This window comes from Streptomyces californicus, from assembly GCF_000717645.1.
GTDB classification, from domain to species: domain Bacteria; phylum Actinomycetota; class Actinomycetes; order Streptomycetales; family Streptomycetaceae; genus Streptomyces; species Streptomyces californicus.
Genome location: NZ_JNZZ01000020.1, coordinates 1 through 14,014 on the forward strand (window position 1 = coordinate 1; position 14,014 = coordinate 14,014).

The 14,014-nt window shown below is 71.7% G+C and carries 10 protein-coding genes; 9 read left to right on the plus strand and 1 reads right to left on the minus strand.

Annotation, left to right across the window (positions count from 1 at the left end):
- The first annotated feature begins 163 nt into the window (after window positions 1–163).
- The 3 genes from IF19_RS0125635 (at window position 164) to IF19_RS0125645 (ending at window position 5,268) form a co-directional block, all read left to right on the plus strand.
- Complete coding sequence (locus IF19_RS0125635; RefSeq protein ID WP_030113281.1) at window positions 164–2,551, plus strand: HelD family protein; 2,388 nt, start codon at window positions 164–166, stop codon at window positions 2,549–2,551.
- Window positions 2,552–3,110: 559 nt separating this feature from the next.
- Entirely contained in the window at window positions 3,111–4,547 is a 1,437-nt protein-coding gene (locus tag IF19_RS0125640; RefSeq protein ID WP_030113280.1) for an NAD-dependent malic enzyme, read from the plus strand.
- Between the two features lie 439 nt (window positions 4,548–4,986).
- The gene (locus tag IF19_RS0125645) at window positions 4,987–5,268 is read left to right on the plus strand and encodes an HU family DNA-binding protein (RefSeq protein WP_003968811.1); all 282 of its coding nucleotides are present in this window, start codon (window positions 4,987–4,989) and stop codon (window positions 5,266–5,268) included.
- 744 nt (window positions 5,269–6,012) lie between these two features.
- Here the strand turns inward: IF19_RS0125645 and murA are convergent.
- The gene (murA, locus tag IF19_RS0125650; protein ID WP_030193138.1) at window positions 6,013–7,353 is read right to left on the minus strand and encodes a UDP-N-acetylglucosamine 1-carboxyvinyltransferase; all 1,341 of its coding nucleotides are present in this window, start codon (window positions 7,351–7,353) and stop codon (window positions 6,013–6,015) included.
- 286 nt (window positions 7,354–7,639) lie between these two features.
- Here murA and IF19_RS0125655 point away from each other — a divergent pair, with 286 nt between their 5' ends.
- The 6 genes from IF19_RS0125655 to IF19_RS0125680 all read left to right on the plus strand — a co-directional run bounded on the left by IF19_RS0125655 (window position 7,640) and on the right by IF19_RS0125680 (window position 13,713).
- Window positions 7,640–8,200 carry a YqgE/AlgH family protein gene (locus IF19_RS0125655; RefSeq protein WP_030113277.1) on the plus strand — a complete coding sequence of 187 codons (561 nt, stop codon included), beginning with the start codon at window positions 7,640–7,642 and terminating at the stop codon, window positions 8,198–8,200.
- 76 nt (window positions 8,201–8,276) lie between these two features.
- Window positions 8,277–8,570, plus strand: coding sequence for a DUF3039 domain-containing protein (locus IF19_RS0125660; protein WP_003968816.1), 294 nt, complete (start codon window positions 8,277–8,279; stop codon window positions 8,568–8,570).
- Window positions 8,571–8,812: 242 nt separating this feature from the next.
- Window positions 8,813–10,117, plus strand: coding sequence for an extracellular solute-binding protein (locus tag IF19_RS0125665; protein ID WP_030113276.1), 1,305 nt, complete (start codon window positions 8,813–8,815; stop codon window positions 10,115–10,117).
- 2 nt (window positions 10,118–10,119) lie between these two features.
- A complete protein-coding gene (locus tag IF19_RS0125670; protein ID WP_030113275.1) occupies window positions 10,120–11,106 on the plus strand; it encodes a carbohydrate ABC transporter permease in 987 nt (328 codons plus the stop codon).
- A 50-nt stretch (window positions 11,107–11,156) separates the two neighbouring features.
- Window positions 11,157–11,999 carry a carbohydrate ABC transporter permease gene (locus tag IF19_RS0125675; protein ID WP_030113274.1) on the plus strand — a complete coding sequence of 281 codons (843 nt, stop codon included), beginning with the start codon at window positions 11,157–11,159 and terminating at the stop codon, window positions 11,997–11,999.
- 4 nt (window positions 12,000–12,003) lie between these two features.
- The gene (locus tag IF19_RS0125680; protein ID WP_030277197.1) at window positions 12,004–13,713 is read left to right on the plus strand and encodes a beta-N-acetylhexosaminidase; all 1,710 of its coding nucleotides are present in this window, start codon (window positions 12,004–12,006) and stop codon (window positions 13,711–13,713) included.
- Window positions 13,714–14,014 lie beyond the last annotated feature (301 nt).

Genomic DNA, 14,014 nt, shown 5'->3' on the forward strand with positions numbered 1-14,014 from the left:
CACCAGCACCGCCCCCGTCGGAGGAGCCCCGCCCACCCCCGCCGGAGGAGACCCGTGAGCCCCCGGCGGAGAAGATCCGACCGGCCCTGGACGGCAGGTGCGCTCGGGCCCTCCTTTCGCATAGGGTTGACGGCTGCCCAGTGCCGTTAAGAAGGGGGCCTCGGTGGCCGCGCAGGATGCCGCTGTCGAATCGCTGCGGGACCGGGAAATCGGTGTCGAGCAGGAACATCTCGACCGTGTTTACCGCCGTCTCGAAGAGAAGATCGACGAGGCGGAATTCCTCATGAACGACGCCGTCAAGCGCGGCCAGGTCGGTACCCCCGGCGCGCTCGCGGAGCGGGACGCCCAGGTGTTCCGCGCGGGGATCCACCTCAACCGGCTGAACAGCGAGTTCGAGGACTTCCTGTTCGGGCGGATCGACCTGCTGCTCGGCAAGGACGGCGAGCGCGGCCCCGACGGCGCGTACACCTCCGTCGAACCGGCCGACGACGCCGTGCGCGAGGACGCCACCGCCGACATCGCCGAGACGCTGCACATCGGCCGGATCGGGGTCCTCGACTCCGACTACGCGCCGCTGGTGATCGACTGGCGCGCCCCGGCCGCCGCCCCGTTCTACCGCTCCACGCCGAAGGACCCCGGCCGGGTCGTACGCCGCCGGGTCATCCGGTCCAAGGGCCGCCAGGTCCTCGGCGTCGAGGACGACCTGATGCGCCCGGAGCTGACCGCGTCCCTGGGCGGCGAGAAGCTGCCCGTCATCGGGGACGGCGCGCTGATGGCGGCGCTCGGCCAGGCCCGCAGCCACACCATGCGCGACATCGTCTCCTCCATCCAGGCCGAGCAGGACCTGGTCATCCGGGCCCCCGCCGCCTCCGTCACCGAGGTCACCGGCGGCCCCGGCACCGGCAAGACGGCGGTCGCCCTGCACCGGGCGGCGTACCTGCTCTACCAGGACCGGCGGCGGTACGCGGGCGGCATCCTGATCGTCTCGCCCACCCCGCTCCTCGTCGCGTACACCGAGGGGGTGCTGCCCTCGCTCGGCGAGGAGGGCCAGGTCGCGATCCGCGCGATCGGCTCGCTCTCCGACGACGCGGCGGGCCTCGACGGCGCCACCGCCTACGACGAGCCGCCCGTCGCCCGGATCAAGGGCTCCTCCCGGATGCTCCCCGTGCTGCGCAAGGCGGCCCGGGGCGCGCTGGAGCGGGGCAGGCCCGCGGCCCCCCGCCAGGAGGCCGGCCAGCTCTCCTTCGGCGAGGAGCCCGAGGACGCCCCGGCAGCCGCCGTCGCCACCCCCGACCGGCTGCGCGTCGTCGCGTTCGGCGCCCGGATCGAGCTGGAGGCCGACGAGCTGCGGCGCATCCGCGACAACGTCCTGGGCGGCACCGCGCCGGTCAACCTGCTGCGCCCGCGCGCCCGCAAGCTGCTGCTGGACGCCCTGTGGAACAAGTCGTCCGGGCGCGGCCGGTACACCGATCCCGAGCTGGCCGCCGAGCTGCGCTCCTCGTTCGACGAGGACGTCTCCACCGAGACCCCGTTCCTGGAGTTTCTGGACGCCTGGTGGCCCGAGCTGACGCCCCGCCGGGTGCTGGCGGCGATGGCCGACGAGCGGCGGCTGGCCCGCTGGTCCCGGCGCGTCCTCAACCAGGGCGAGGTGCGCCGTCTGGCCCGTTCCCTGCGGCGGCTCGACGCGGCGGGCGAGGGCCCGCTCTCCGTCCACGACGTGGCGCTGCTGGACGAGCTCCAGGCGCTGCTCGGCACCCCGGCCCGGCCCCGGCGCAAGCGCGAGGCCGATCCGCTGGACCAGCTCACCGGTCTGGAGGAGCTGATGCCGCAGCGCGAGGAGACCCAGTGGGAGCGGGCCGAGCGGCTGGCGGCGGAGCGCACCGAGTACGCGCACGTCATCGTCGACGAGGCCCAGGACCTCACCCCGATGCAGTGGCGCATGGTCGGCCGCCGGGGCCGGCACGCCACCTGGACGGTCGTCGGGGACCCGGCCCAGTCCTCCTGGTCCGACCCGGACGAGGCGGCCGCCGCCCGCGACGAGGCGCTGGGCTCCCGGCCGCGCCGCCGCTTCACCCTGACCGTCAACTACCGCAACCCCGCGGAGATCGCCGAGCTGGCCGCGAAGGTGCTGGCGCTGGCCATGCCCGGCATGGAGTCCCCGACGGCGGTGCGCTCGACCGGCGTGGTGCCGCGCTTCGAGCCCGTACGCGGCGGAGACCTGGCCGCCACGGTCCGCGCCGAGGCGGCCCGGCTGCTCGCCGAGGTGGACGGCACGGTCGGCGTGGTCGTCGCGATGAACCGGCGGGAGCAGGCCCGCGGCTGGCTCGCGGAGCTGGGTGAGCGGGTCGTGGCGCTGGGCAGCCTGGAGGCCAAGGGCCTGGAGTACGACGCCACGGTGGTCGTCTCGCCCGCGGAGATCGCCGACGAGTCCCCGGCGGGCCTGCGGGTGCTGTACGTGGCGCTGACCCGGGCGACCCAGCAGCTCACGGTGGTCTCGGGGGAGCGCGACCTGCCGGACGCGGACGGGGTGCCGGACCTGCTGCGGGACTGACGGGCACCGGCGCCGGGCCCCGCCGGAAAGGGGCCCGAGCGGGTTTCGTACGTCAACCCGTCGCACGGGAATCACTTTTCCGGGGTCTTTGTTACCGTGGTACTGGCACCGGCTCGATCCAAGCCCCCGGGCCCAACCTTCGTCGCTACGAGCGACCACTTGCCGCGAGGCGAGCATGGCGGGCCGGTGCCACCTCAACGGAGAACGAGAAGAACCGAAGAAGACAGACCCGCGTCACCTGTTGGTGGCGCGGGTCTGTTCTCGTTCACGGGTCCCGTCCCGTTCACGGGTCCCGGTGTTCCGCCGGTACGTGCCCCGGCATCCGGTTCCCAGCTCCCGGTTTCCGGCCCCGGTGTCCCGCTTCCGGGCCCTCCGGCCGCGCTTCGGGCCGCTTGGGGGTTCCGCCGAACGGGTGGTTTCTCGTATGGTGGAAACTACTTTCCGAAAGGCGGCAGTCATTACCGGCTACCAGCCGGTAGGTGCGACGATCGGGAAGCACATCCGGAGCGTGGGTTCCGTATGTGCGGCAATGAAGCTCAGGAAAGCGAAGGACTCGGCCATGGCAACGGCGCCCAGCGTCTCGTACTCGATGACGGTCAGGCTGGAGGTGCCCGCGAGCGGCACCGCGGTCTCCCAGCTCACCACGGCCGTGGAGTCGTCCGGGGGCTCGGTCACCGGCCTCGACGTGACCGCCTCCGGCCACGAGAAGCTGCGGATCGACGTCACCATCGCCGCCTCCTCGACCTCGCACGCGGACGAGATCGTCGAGGGTCTGCGCGACATCGACGGCGTGGTGCTGGGCAAGGTCTCCGACCGTACGTTCCTCATGCACCTCGGCGGCAAGATCGAGATGGCGTCGAAGCACCCCATCCGCAACCGTGACGACCTCTCGATGATCTACACCCCCGGCGTCGCCCGGGTCTGCATGGCCATCGCCGAGAACCCCGAGGACGCGCGCCGCCTCACCATCAAGCGCAACTCCGTCGCAGTCGTGACGGACGGCTCCGCCGTGCTCGGCCTCGGCAACATCGGCCCGAAGGCCGCGCTGCCCGTGATGGAGGGCAAGGCGGCCCTCTTCAAGCGCTTCGCCGGCATCGACGCCTGGCCGATCTGCCTGGACACCCAGGACACCGACGCCATCGTCGAGATCGTCAAGGCGATCGCCCCCGGCTTCGCCGGCATCAACCTGGAGGACATCTCCGCGCCGCGCTGCTTCGAGATCGAGGCCCGGCTGCGCGAGGCCCTCGACATCCCCGTCTTCCACGACGACCAGCACGGCACCGCGATCGTCGTGCTCGCCGCCCTCACCAACGCCCTGCGCGTGGTGGGCAAGAACGCCGACGACGTACGGGTCGTCATGTCCGGCGCGGGCGCGGCCGGCACGGCCATCCTGAAGCTGCTGCTCGCGGCGGGCGTCAAGCACGCCGTCGTCGCCGACATCCACGGCGTCGTGCACGCCGGACGCGAGGACCTGGTCGACGCCGACCCCGACTCGCCGCTGCGCTGGATCGCCGACAACACCAACCCCGAGGGCGTCACCGGCACCCTCAAGGAGGCCGTCGTCGGCGCCGACGTCTTCATCGGCGTCTCCGCCCCGAACGTGCTGAACGGCGACGACGTCGCCGCGATGGCGGACGGCGCGATCGTGTTCGCGCTCGCGAACCCGGACCCCGAGGTCGATCCCGCGATCGCGCGCCAGACGGCCGCGGTCGTCGCCACCGGCCGCTCCGACTTCCCCAACCAGATCAACAACGTGCTGGTCTTCCCGGGCGTCTTCCGCGGTCTGCTGGACGCCCAGTCCCGCACCGTCAACACGGAGATGATGCTCGCCGCGGCCGGTGCCCTCGCCGACGTGGTCGCCGAGGACGAGGTCAACGCGAACTACATCATCCCCTCGGTCTTCAACGACAAGGTCGCGGGCGCCGTCGCCGACGCCGTCCGGGCCGCTGCCAAGGCCGCCGGAGTCACCGCGCCCACCTCCTCGCCGACGGTCTGACCCAGGGCCCGGCCGTTCGGATCGGGTCGGGCTCGCGGGGGCCGACCCGATCCGAACGAAGACCCTCGCCGTTTCGGTCCCCTTTCGGGGGGTACGCGCGAAGTACCCCGGGCCGCACCCGCCCGCGCCGCACGGCGCGTCGCGGGTCGCGGCGCCCCAAACGCCCCTTTAGGGTGGGCGGGCAGCGGGCCCCGCGGGGCCCGGCATCCGCTGCGGACCGCTCGGCCAAGTCGACGGAGCGTCACCACGGGCAGACCGTGGCGCTTTTCATTGACCCCGAAGGGTTCCGGATTGGCTTTCCCGCCGCTGGTGGGGGCAGGATGCGTAATCGGGCGAGAGGGTCTGACATCAGACCCGGGTCCGGGGACTGTCAGAGGGCCCTGGCAGCATCGGCTTCGATCTCACGCCTCACAGGCAAGAAGAACACGGGAGTAACAACATGAACCGCAGTGAGCTGGTGGCCGCCCTGGCCGACCGCGCCGAGGTGACTCGCAAGGACGCCGACGCCGTGCTGGCCGCGCTCGCCGAGACCGTCGGTGAGATCGTCGCCAAGGGTGACGAGAAGGTCACCATCCCCGGCTTCCTGACCTTCGAGCGCACCCACCGTGCCGCTCGCACCGCTCGGAACCCGCAGACCGGCGACCCGATCAACATCCCCGCCGGCTACAGCGTGAAGGTCTCCGCGGGCTCGAAGCTCAAGGAAGCCGCCAAGGGCAAGTAGTCCCCAGGGCAGCACCGCCGAGGGCGATCAGCCCCAGGCACCCCGCCGAGGGCGCATGACCCCGAGGCACCACGAGGGCGGCCACTCCCCACCGGGAGTGGCCGCCCTCGCGCATGCCAGAGGCACATGCGCCCCGCACCTGCCCGTCCTGCGAGCGCCCGGGGAGCGCCTGGGGAACGCTCGGGGAACGCCTATGGACGGCCCGGGAGGCGGTGCGTTCCCGTACCGCACCACGAGCGTGAGACGCCCGAGAACTGACGCGCCCGCGGCCCCGGCCCCACCGGCGTGAAGCTCCCGCGCCCGCCGATCTGACGCGCCCGCGGCCCCGCCGGCGTGACGCTCCCGCGAACCCGCCCCCGCCGACGTGAGCCCCCGCCCCCCCGACGTGACGCCCCCTCGACCACGTCCGGCCCGTATCCGCCCCGCGTGCGCGCCCCATACGCGCCCGGTGGCTGCGGATGCATCCGCGCGCCCTCGACGGCCCTGCCCTCCGCGCCGCGCGGCCCGTACACGGCGTATACGGCGTACGCGGCTGGGCCCACCGGATCCGCGTACGCAGCTGGGGCCCGCCGATCCGCGCCGCCCCGGAGCCGCCCGCACGGCCTTCCAGGGCCCCTCTGACGCCCGACAGCCCGCCGCCCCGGCTCCGAGACCGGAACCGGGGCGGCGGGCTGCCACGAGGGCCGCGCGGTGCGCAGTGCTGTGTGCGGCAGCACTGTGCGCCCTACGGGCGCGTGGGAAGGGTCAGACGAGCGAACCGCCCGGCAGTTCGACCTTCGCCCCGAGCTTCTCCAGCTTCTCCATGAAGTTCTCGTAGCCGCGGTTGATCAGGTCGATGCCGTGCACCCGGGAGGTGCCCTGCGCCGCCAGCGCCGCGATCAGGTACGAGAAGCCGCCCCGGAGGTCCGGGATGACCAGGTCCGCGCCCTGCAGCTTGGTCGGGCCGGAGACGACCGCCGAGTGCAGGAAGTTGCGCTGGCCGAAGCGGCAGTCCGAACCGCCCAGGCACTCGCGGTAGAGCTGGATGTGCGCGCCCATCTGGTTGAGCGCGGAGGTGAAGCCGAGCCGCGACTCGTACACCGTCTCGTGGACGATGGAGAGCCCCGCCGCCTGCGTCAGCGCCACGACCAGCGGCTGCTGCCAGTCGGTCTGGAAGCCGGGGTGCACGTCCGTCTCCAGGGCGATGGCGTTGAGCGCGCCGCCCGGGTGCCAGAAGCGGATGCCCTCGTCGTCGATCTCGAAGGCGCCGCCGACCTTGCGGTAGGTGTTCAGGAAGGTCATCATCGAGCGCTGCTGGGCGCCGCGCACGTAGATGTTGCCCTCGGTCGCCAGCGCCGCCGACGCCCAGGAGGCCGCCTCCAGGCGGTCCGGGAGCGCCCGGTGGGTGTATCCGTCGAGCCGGTCGACACCGGTGATCCGGATGGTCCGGTCGGTGTCCATGGAGATGATGGCGCCCATCTTCTGCAGTACGCAGATGAGGTCCTCGATCTCCGGCTCGACGGCGGCGTTGGACAGCTCGGTGACGCCCTCGGCGAGGACGGCGGTGAGCAGCACCTGCTCGGTGGAGCCCACCGAGGGGTACGGCAGCCGGATCTTGGTGCCGCGCAGCCGCTGCGGGGCCTCCAGGTACTGGCCGTCCGCCCGCTTCTCGATGGTCGCGCCGAACTGGCGCAGCACCTCGAAGTGGAAGTCGATGGGCCGGCCGCCGATGTCGCAGCCGCCGAGCCCCGGGATGAAGGCGTGGCCGAGGCGGTGCAGCAGCGGGCCGCAGAACAGGATCGGGATGCGCGACGAACCCGCGTGGGCATCGATGTCGGCGACGTTGGCCGACTCGACGTGCGAGGGGTCGAGGATCAGTTCGCCGGGCTCGTCGCCGGGGCGGACCGTGACGCCGTGCAGCTGGAGGAGCCCCCGGACCACCCGTACGTCACGGATGTCGGGAACGTTGCGGAGGCGGCTGGGCCCGCTGCCGAGCAGCGCGGCGACCATGGCCTTCGGCACCAGGTTCTTGGCGCCTCGGACGCGGATCTCGCCCTCCAGCGGGGTGCCGCCGTGGACAAGCAGGACATCGTCTGTGCCGGTCATGTATCTCGCGTTCCGGAGTGGTCGGGCAGGGGGCCAACGAAAAGGGTAATGGCCTCCTACCCCCGTTCCGTAAGGCGAAGGGGGGTGCGCGGAGATCGTGGATCGGCCGTGACACCCTCCGCGCACCCGATCTTGCGGAGGGTCACCGTCCGGATGGGCGGCCGGGGCGCGCGGCCCGGTGCGCTCCCCGTGCCCCCGTGCGCCCTGAGCTGCGCTCGCTCTTCTGAGGGCGGCATCACGCCCACCCGGCCCCCGCCGCGGGCGAAGATGCGGGATCATTCGTGCCATGACCGAGGTGTCCTCGCTCACAGGGCGACTGCTCGTGGCCGCACCCGCCCTCACGGACCCGAATTTCGACCGCGCGGTGGTGCTGCTCCTCGACCACGACGAGGAGGGCTCCCTCGGCGTGGTCCTCAACCGCCCGACCCCGGTCGGCGTCGGCGACGTGCTCGCGGCCTGGGCCGCCCTGACCGGTCAGCCGGACGTCGTCTTCCAGGGCGGGCCGGTCTCGCTCGAATCGGCGCTCGGTGTGGCGGTGATCCCCGGGGGCGAGGGGCCGCTCGGCTGGCGGCGGGTGCACGGGGCGATCGGCCTGGTCGATCTGGAGACCCCGCCGGAGCTGCTGGGCCCGGCCCTCGGATCGCTGCGGATCTTCGCCGGGTACGCGGGCTGGGGCCCCGGTCAGCTGGAGCGCGAGCTGAAGGAGGGCGCCTGGTACGTGGTCGAGTCGGAGCCCGGCGACGTCTCGGCGCCGCACCCCGAGCGGCTGTGGCGCGCGGTGCTCCGCCGCCAGCGCAGCGAGCTCGCGATGATCGCCACGTATGCGGACGATCCGTCGCTCAACTGACCGGACGCCCCTCCGTTCGAACGGGGGTGACCCTTCCCTCAACCGAAGGCCGTCTCTTTCAGTACCCTTGGCGGTTATGAGCACTCTTGAGCCCGATCGCGGGGCAGGTACGGGGACCCTCGTCGAGCCGACGCCACAGGTGTCGAGGGGCGACGGCGACCACGAGCGCTACGCCCACTACGTCCAGAAGGACAAGATCATGGCGAGCGCCCTGGAGGGCACTCCCGTGGTCGCGCTGTGCGGCAAGGTCTGGGTACCGGGGCGCGACCCCAAGAAGTACCCGGTCTGCCCCATGTGCAAGGAGATCTACGAGTCCATGGGCGCCGGCGGCGACAAGGACAAGGGCAAGGGCGGCAAGGACAAGAAGTAGGTCCGGCCCCTCCGTCCACCGCGAGGCCCCCGGGGGCGTACGACACGTACGCCCCCGGGGGCCTTTCGCGTGCCCGGACACGGAGGGTGACCTTTCCGTCGCGTTGCACGGGCTGCATCCGCTGGTCACAGAGTGGTCGAGACCACTTGTCGTCGCCGGAACGCCGCTCTACTCTCCTGCCAGTTGTGCAGAACGAAACGCACGTTGCACATGTTGCAACGAATGACCGGTAGGGGTTCCGGATGAAGCTTTCTGCCCGAATTGCCGCCCCGGCTGCGGCGCTTGTGCTGGCCGGCCTCACCGCCACCGCCTGCGCGCCGCAGACCTCCGACACGAGTGCGAAGGGTGACGACAAGAGCGGCACGCTCCGCGTCTGGCTCTTCCAGGAGGTCGGCAACAAGCCCAAGGAGAAGGTGGTCGACGCGGCCGTCGCCGACTTCGAGAAGGCCCACAAGGGCGCGAAGGTCGAGATCGAGTACATACCCGTCGACACCCGCGCGCAGCGCATCAAGGCCGCGTTCAACGACCCCAAGAGCGCCCCCGACCTCATCGAGTACGGCAACAGCGACACCGCCGCCTACGTCAAGGACGGCGGACTCGCCGACATCACCGAGGAGTTCGGCGCCTGGGACGAGGCCAGGGACACCGACCCGATCGCCAAGCAGTCCGTCACCGTCGGGGACAAGGTCTACGGCGCGCCCTACTTCGTCGGCGTCCGGGCCCTCTACTACCGCACCGACGTCTTCAAGGACCTCGGCATCAGCGCCCCCAAGACCCAGGCCGAGCTGATCTCCACGGCCAAGAAGATCCACAAGGCGAAGCCCGACCTCTACGGCCTCGCCGTCGGCGGCGCGTACACCTACGGCGCGATGCCCTTCATCTGGGCCAACGGCGGCGAGCTCGCGGGCGAGACCGACGGGAAGTTCACCTCCGGCATCAACAGCGAGAAGGCCCGCAAGGGCATCGAGGCGTACACCTCCCTCTTCGGCGACGACAACTGCCCGGCCGCCAAGTGCGCCTCCATGGGCGGCAACGCCACCGTGACCGCCTTCGCCTCCGGCAAGGCCGCCATGGCCATCGGCGGCGACTTCAGCCACGCGGCCGTCGAGGCCGGCTCCGTCAAGGGCAAGTACGCCGTCGTCCCGCTGCCCGGCATCGCCAAGAACTCCATCGCCCCTGCCTTCGCGGGCGGCAACAACCTCGGCGTCCTCAAGAGCAGTTCGCACCGCACCCTCGCCGTCGACCTGATGAAGACGCTGTCCGGCAAGAAGACCCAGGCCGCGATGTTCGACGCGATGGGCTTCCTGCCCACCTACACCGACGTCCTGGACAACGCCGCGAAGAAGGAGCCCTTCGTCGCCCCGTTCGTCCGGACCCTGGGCGCCGGCGCCAAGTCCGTCCCCGCCTCCCCGGCCTGGGGGCAGATCGACGCCTCACTGGTCCTGCCGACGATGTTCCAGGAGATCGTCTCCGGCCGTAAGGACGTGGCGACCGCCTCGGACGACGCGGCGAAGAAGATTGACGCGGCCTTCACCGAAGCCGGCTGACGATGACCACGCACACTTCTCCGCTCAAGGCCACGCCCCCGGGCGCGGCCGGGGCGGGCGACGGCGCACCCGCCGCCCGCCCGCCCCGGCGCGGCCGGTCCGCCTCGCCCCGGACCCACTCCGGCTGGACCCCCTGGCTCTACCTGCTGCCCGCCCTCGTCCTGCTCGCCGGGCTGCTGGTCTACCCGATCTACCAACTCGGCCTGATCTCCTTCCTGGAGTACACCCAGGCCCAGGTCAGCGGCGGCGAACCCACCACCTTCCAGGGGTTCGGCAACTACACGACCCTCTTCAACGACAGCCAGTTCTGGCAGGTCCTGCTCGCCACCGTGGTCTTCGCCGCGGCCTGCGTGGTCTCCACCCTGTTCGTCGGCTGCGCCCTCGCCGTGCTGCTCACCCGCGTCCGCGCCCTGCCCCGGCTCGCGCTGATGATGGCCGCGCTCGGCGCCTGGGCCACCCCCGCGATCACCGGCTCCACCGTCTGGGTCTTCCTCTTCGACCCCGACTTCGGACCGGTCAACAAGGTGCTGGGGCTCGGCGACTTCTCCTGGACGTACGGCCGCTACAGCGCCTTCGCGCTCGTGCTGCTCGAAGTCCTGTGGTGCTCGTTCCCGTTCGTGATGGTCACCGTCTACGCGGGCATCCGTGCCATCCCCACCGAGGTGCTGGAGGCCGCCGCGCTGGACGGCGCCTCCCAGTGGCGGATCTGGCGCACCATCATGGCGCCGATGCTCAAGCCCATCCTGATCGTCGTCACCATCCAGTCGATCATCTGGGACTTCAAGGTCTTCACCCAGATCTACGTCATGACCAACGGCGGCGGCATCGCCGGCCAGAACCTGGTGCTCAACGTGTACGCGTACCAGAAGGCGTTCGCGTCCTCGCAGTACAGCCTCGGATCGGCCATCGGCGTCGTGATGCTGGTGATCCTGCTGGCCGTCACGCTGGTCTATCTGCGCCTGGTGCGGCGCCAGGGGGAGGAACTGTGAGCGCGACGACCGACCGTGCCGTACCGACGCGTCCGGGAGGCGGCGGTGGCATGCGCGCGCTGCTCCGCGTCAAGCGCCCCGGACGGCTGGCCGCCGAGGCCGCCGCCCTCCTGATCGCCGTCGCGGTCGCCTTCCCGCTGTACTGGATGGTGCTCTCCGCCTTCAAGCCGGCCGGGGAGATCCAGTCCACCGACGCCCGCCCCTGGACGCTCGCGCCCTCGCTCGACTCGTTCCGCCGGGTCTTCGAACAGCAGGACTTCGGCCGCTACTTCCTCAACAGCCTGCTGGTGGCGGGCACGGTGGTCATCCTCTCCGCGCTGGTCGCGTTCCTGGCCGCCACCGCCGTCACCCGCTTCCGCTTCAAGTTCCGCACCACCCTGCTGATCATGTTCCTGGTCGCGCAGATGGTGCCCGTCGAGGCCCTGACCATCCCGCTCTTCTTCCTGATGCGGGACTTCGGCCAGCTCAACACCCTCGGCTCGCTGATCCTGCCGCACCTCGCCTTCTCGCTGCCGTTCGCGATCTGGATGCTGCGCGGCTTCGTCAAGGCCGTCCCCGAGGCCCTGGAGGAGGCCGCCTACATCGACGGGGCGAGCCGCACCCGGTTCCTGTGGCAGATCCTCTTCCCGCTGGTCTTCCCGGGCCTGGTCGCCACCAGCGTCTTCTCCTTCATCACCACCTGGAACGACTTCCTGTTCGCGAAGTCCTTCATCATCAGCGACACCTCCCAGTCGACGCTGCCGATGGCGCTGCTGGTCTTCTTCAAACCCGACGAGAACGACTGGGGAGGGATCATGGCAGGCTCGACGGTGATGACCATCCCCGTACTGGTCTTCTTCGTACTCGTACAGCGACGCCTCGTCTCCGGACTGGGCGGAGCGGTTAAGGACTGACGTCATGACACCCGAGAACCCCCTCGTCGCGGGCGCCGTGGACCCCGCGGCCCTCGGTCTGGTCCCGGCCCCGCGCAGCCTGGCCGCGGCCGCCGCCGGACCGTACCCGCTCGGCTACACCACCCCGCTCACCGCCGGACCCGGCACCCAGGGCGTCGCCCGCTGGCTGCGCGCCACGCTCGGCCCGGCCACCGGGCTGCCCTTCCCCGAGGGCGACGGCACCGGCACCGGCCCCGGCGACGGTTCGGGCACCGGCTCCAACGGGCGGGGCATCGTGCTCGCCCTCGACGAGGCGCTCGCCCCCGAGGGCTATCGCCTGGCCGTCGAGGCGAACGCCGTACGCATCACGGGCGGCACCGCGGCCGGCGTCTTCCGGGGCGCGCAGACCCTCTGCCAGCTCCTCGGCGCGGACGTCTTCCGGCGCGCCCCGCTCACCCCGGGCCGCACCTGGGAGATTCCGCCGGTCGTCGTCGAGGACGAACCCCGCTTCGGCTGGCGCGGCATGATGCTCGACGTCTCCCGGCACTTCCTGCCCAAGGACGACGTCCTGCGCTACCTGGACCTGCTGGCCGCCCACAAGCTGAACGTCTTCCACTTCCACCTCACCGACGACCAGGGCTGGCGCGTCGAGATCAAGCGCTACCCCCGCCTGACCGAGGTCGGCTCCTGGCGCGCCCGCACCAAGTACGGCCACCGGGCCTCCGATCTGTGGGACGAGACCCCCCACGGCGGCTTCTACACCCAGGACGACATCCGAGAGATCGTCGCCTACGCCGCCGAGCGGCACATCCGGGTCGTCCCCGAGATCGACATCCCGGGCCACTCACAGGCCGCGATCAGCGCCTACCCCGAACTCGGCAACACCGACGTCGTCGACACAGGCGCCCTCACCGTCTGGGACACCTGGGGCGTCAACCCGAACGTCCTCGCCCCCACCGACACCACCCTGCGCTTCTTCGAGGGCGTCCTGGAGGAACTGCTGGAACTCTTCCCGGCCGAGACCTCGCCGTTCGTCCACATCGGCGGCGACGAGTGCCCCAAGGACCAGTGGAAGGCGTCCCCCGCCGCCCAGGCCCGGATCGCCGAACTCGGCGTGAAGGACGAGGAGGGCCTCCAGTCCTGGTTCATCCGCCACTTCGACGCCTGGCTCACCGCCCGGGGCCGCCGCCTCATCGGCTGGGACGAGATCCTGGAGGGCGGCCTCGCCGAAGGGGCCGCCGTCTCCTCCTGGCGCGGTTACGCCGGCGGCATCGCGGCCGCCGAGGCCGGGCACGACGTGGTGATGTGCCCCGAGCAGCAGGTGTACCTGGACCACCGTCAGGACGGCGGCCCGGACGAGCCGATGCCCATCGGCTACGTACGGACCCTGGAGGACGTCTACCGCTTCGAGCCCGTCCCGCCGGGCCTGAGCGAGGAGGCGGCCCGGCACGTCCTGGGCGCCCAGGCCAACGTGTGGACCGAGGTCATGCAGAACCGGGACCGCGTCGACTACCAGGTCTTCCCGCGCCTCGCCGCCTTCGCCGAGGTCGTCTGGTCCGCCCTCCCGGCCCCGGCCGACCGGGACTTCGCGGAGTTCGACGCCCGGATGAGCGCCCACTACGCCCGGCTCGACGCGCTCGGCGTCGACTACCGCCGGCCGGAGGGCCCGCTGCCCCGGCAGCAGCGCCCCGGCGTCCTCGGCCGCCCGATCGAGGGGGCCCCGCCGGTCGTCTGACCCCGCACCGGCCCGTCGGCCGCAGCCGTCCCCCGGGACCGCTGCGGCCGACGCGCGTCCGGGGGCGTCCCGTGTCCTGGGTGCGTGGGTGCGTGGGTGCCCGGGTGCCCGGGTGCATGCGTGCCTGGGTGCCGGGCCCGGGGCCGCCGGGGTCGGACCGTCCCGGGTGCGCGAAACGCGTAAGTCGTACAAGCGTCGCTGAAGAGTGGCAATTCACCCTCGGCGCAGAAGACCTGCCAAACCGGAACATCCCGCAGGTCAGGGACGGAACCGCCCTTCGCGGACCCTCGCGTCGGTCCGG

Bases quoted from the DNA above. Each gene is read 5' to 3' on its own strand.
- IF19_RS0125640 (WP_030113280.1), top strand. From the start codon at position 3,111: ATGGCAACGGCGCCCAGCGTCTCGTACTCGATGACGGTCAGGCTGGAG.
- IF19_RS0125645 (WP_003968811.1), top strand. From the start codon at position 4,987: ATGAACCGCAGTGAGCTGGTGGCCGCCCTGGCCGACCGCGCCGAGGTG.
- murA (WP_030193138.1), bottom strand. From the start codon at position 7,353: ATGACCGGCACAGACGATGTCCTGCTTGTCCACGGCGGCACCCCGCTG.
- IF19_RS0125655 (WP_030113277.1), top strand. From the start codon at position 7,640: ATGACCGAGGTGTCCTCGCTCACAGGGCGACTGCTCGTGGCCGCACCC.
- IF19_RS0125660 (WP_003968816.1), top strand. From the start codon at position 8,277: ATGAGCACTCTTGAGCCCGATCGCGGGGCAGGTACGGGGACCCTCGTC.
- IF19_RS0125665 (WP_030113276.1), top strand. From the start codon at position 8,813: ATGAAGCTTTCTGCCCGAATTGCCGCCCCGGCTGCGGCGCTTGTGCTG.
- IF19_RS0125670 (WP_030113275.1), top strand. From the start codon at position 10,120: ATGACCACGCACACTTCTCCGCTCAAGGCCACGCCCCCGGGCGCGGCC.
- IF19_RS0125675 (WP_030113274.1), top strand. From the start codon at position 11,157: ATGCGCGCGCTGCTCCGCGTCAAGCGCCCCGGACGGCTGGCCGCCGAG.
- IF19_RS0125680 (WP_030277197.1), top strand. From the start codon at position 12,004: ATGACACCCGAGAACCCCCTCGTCGCGGGCGCCGTGGACCCCGCGGCC.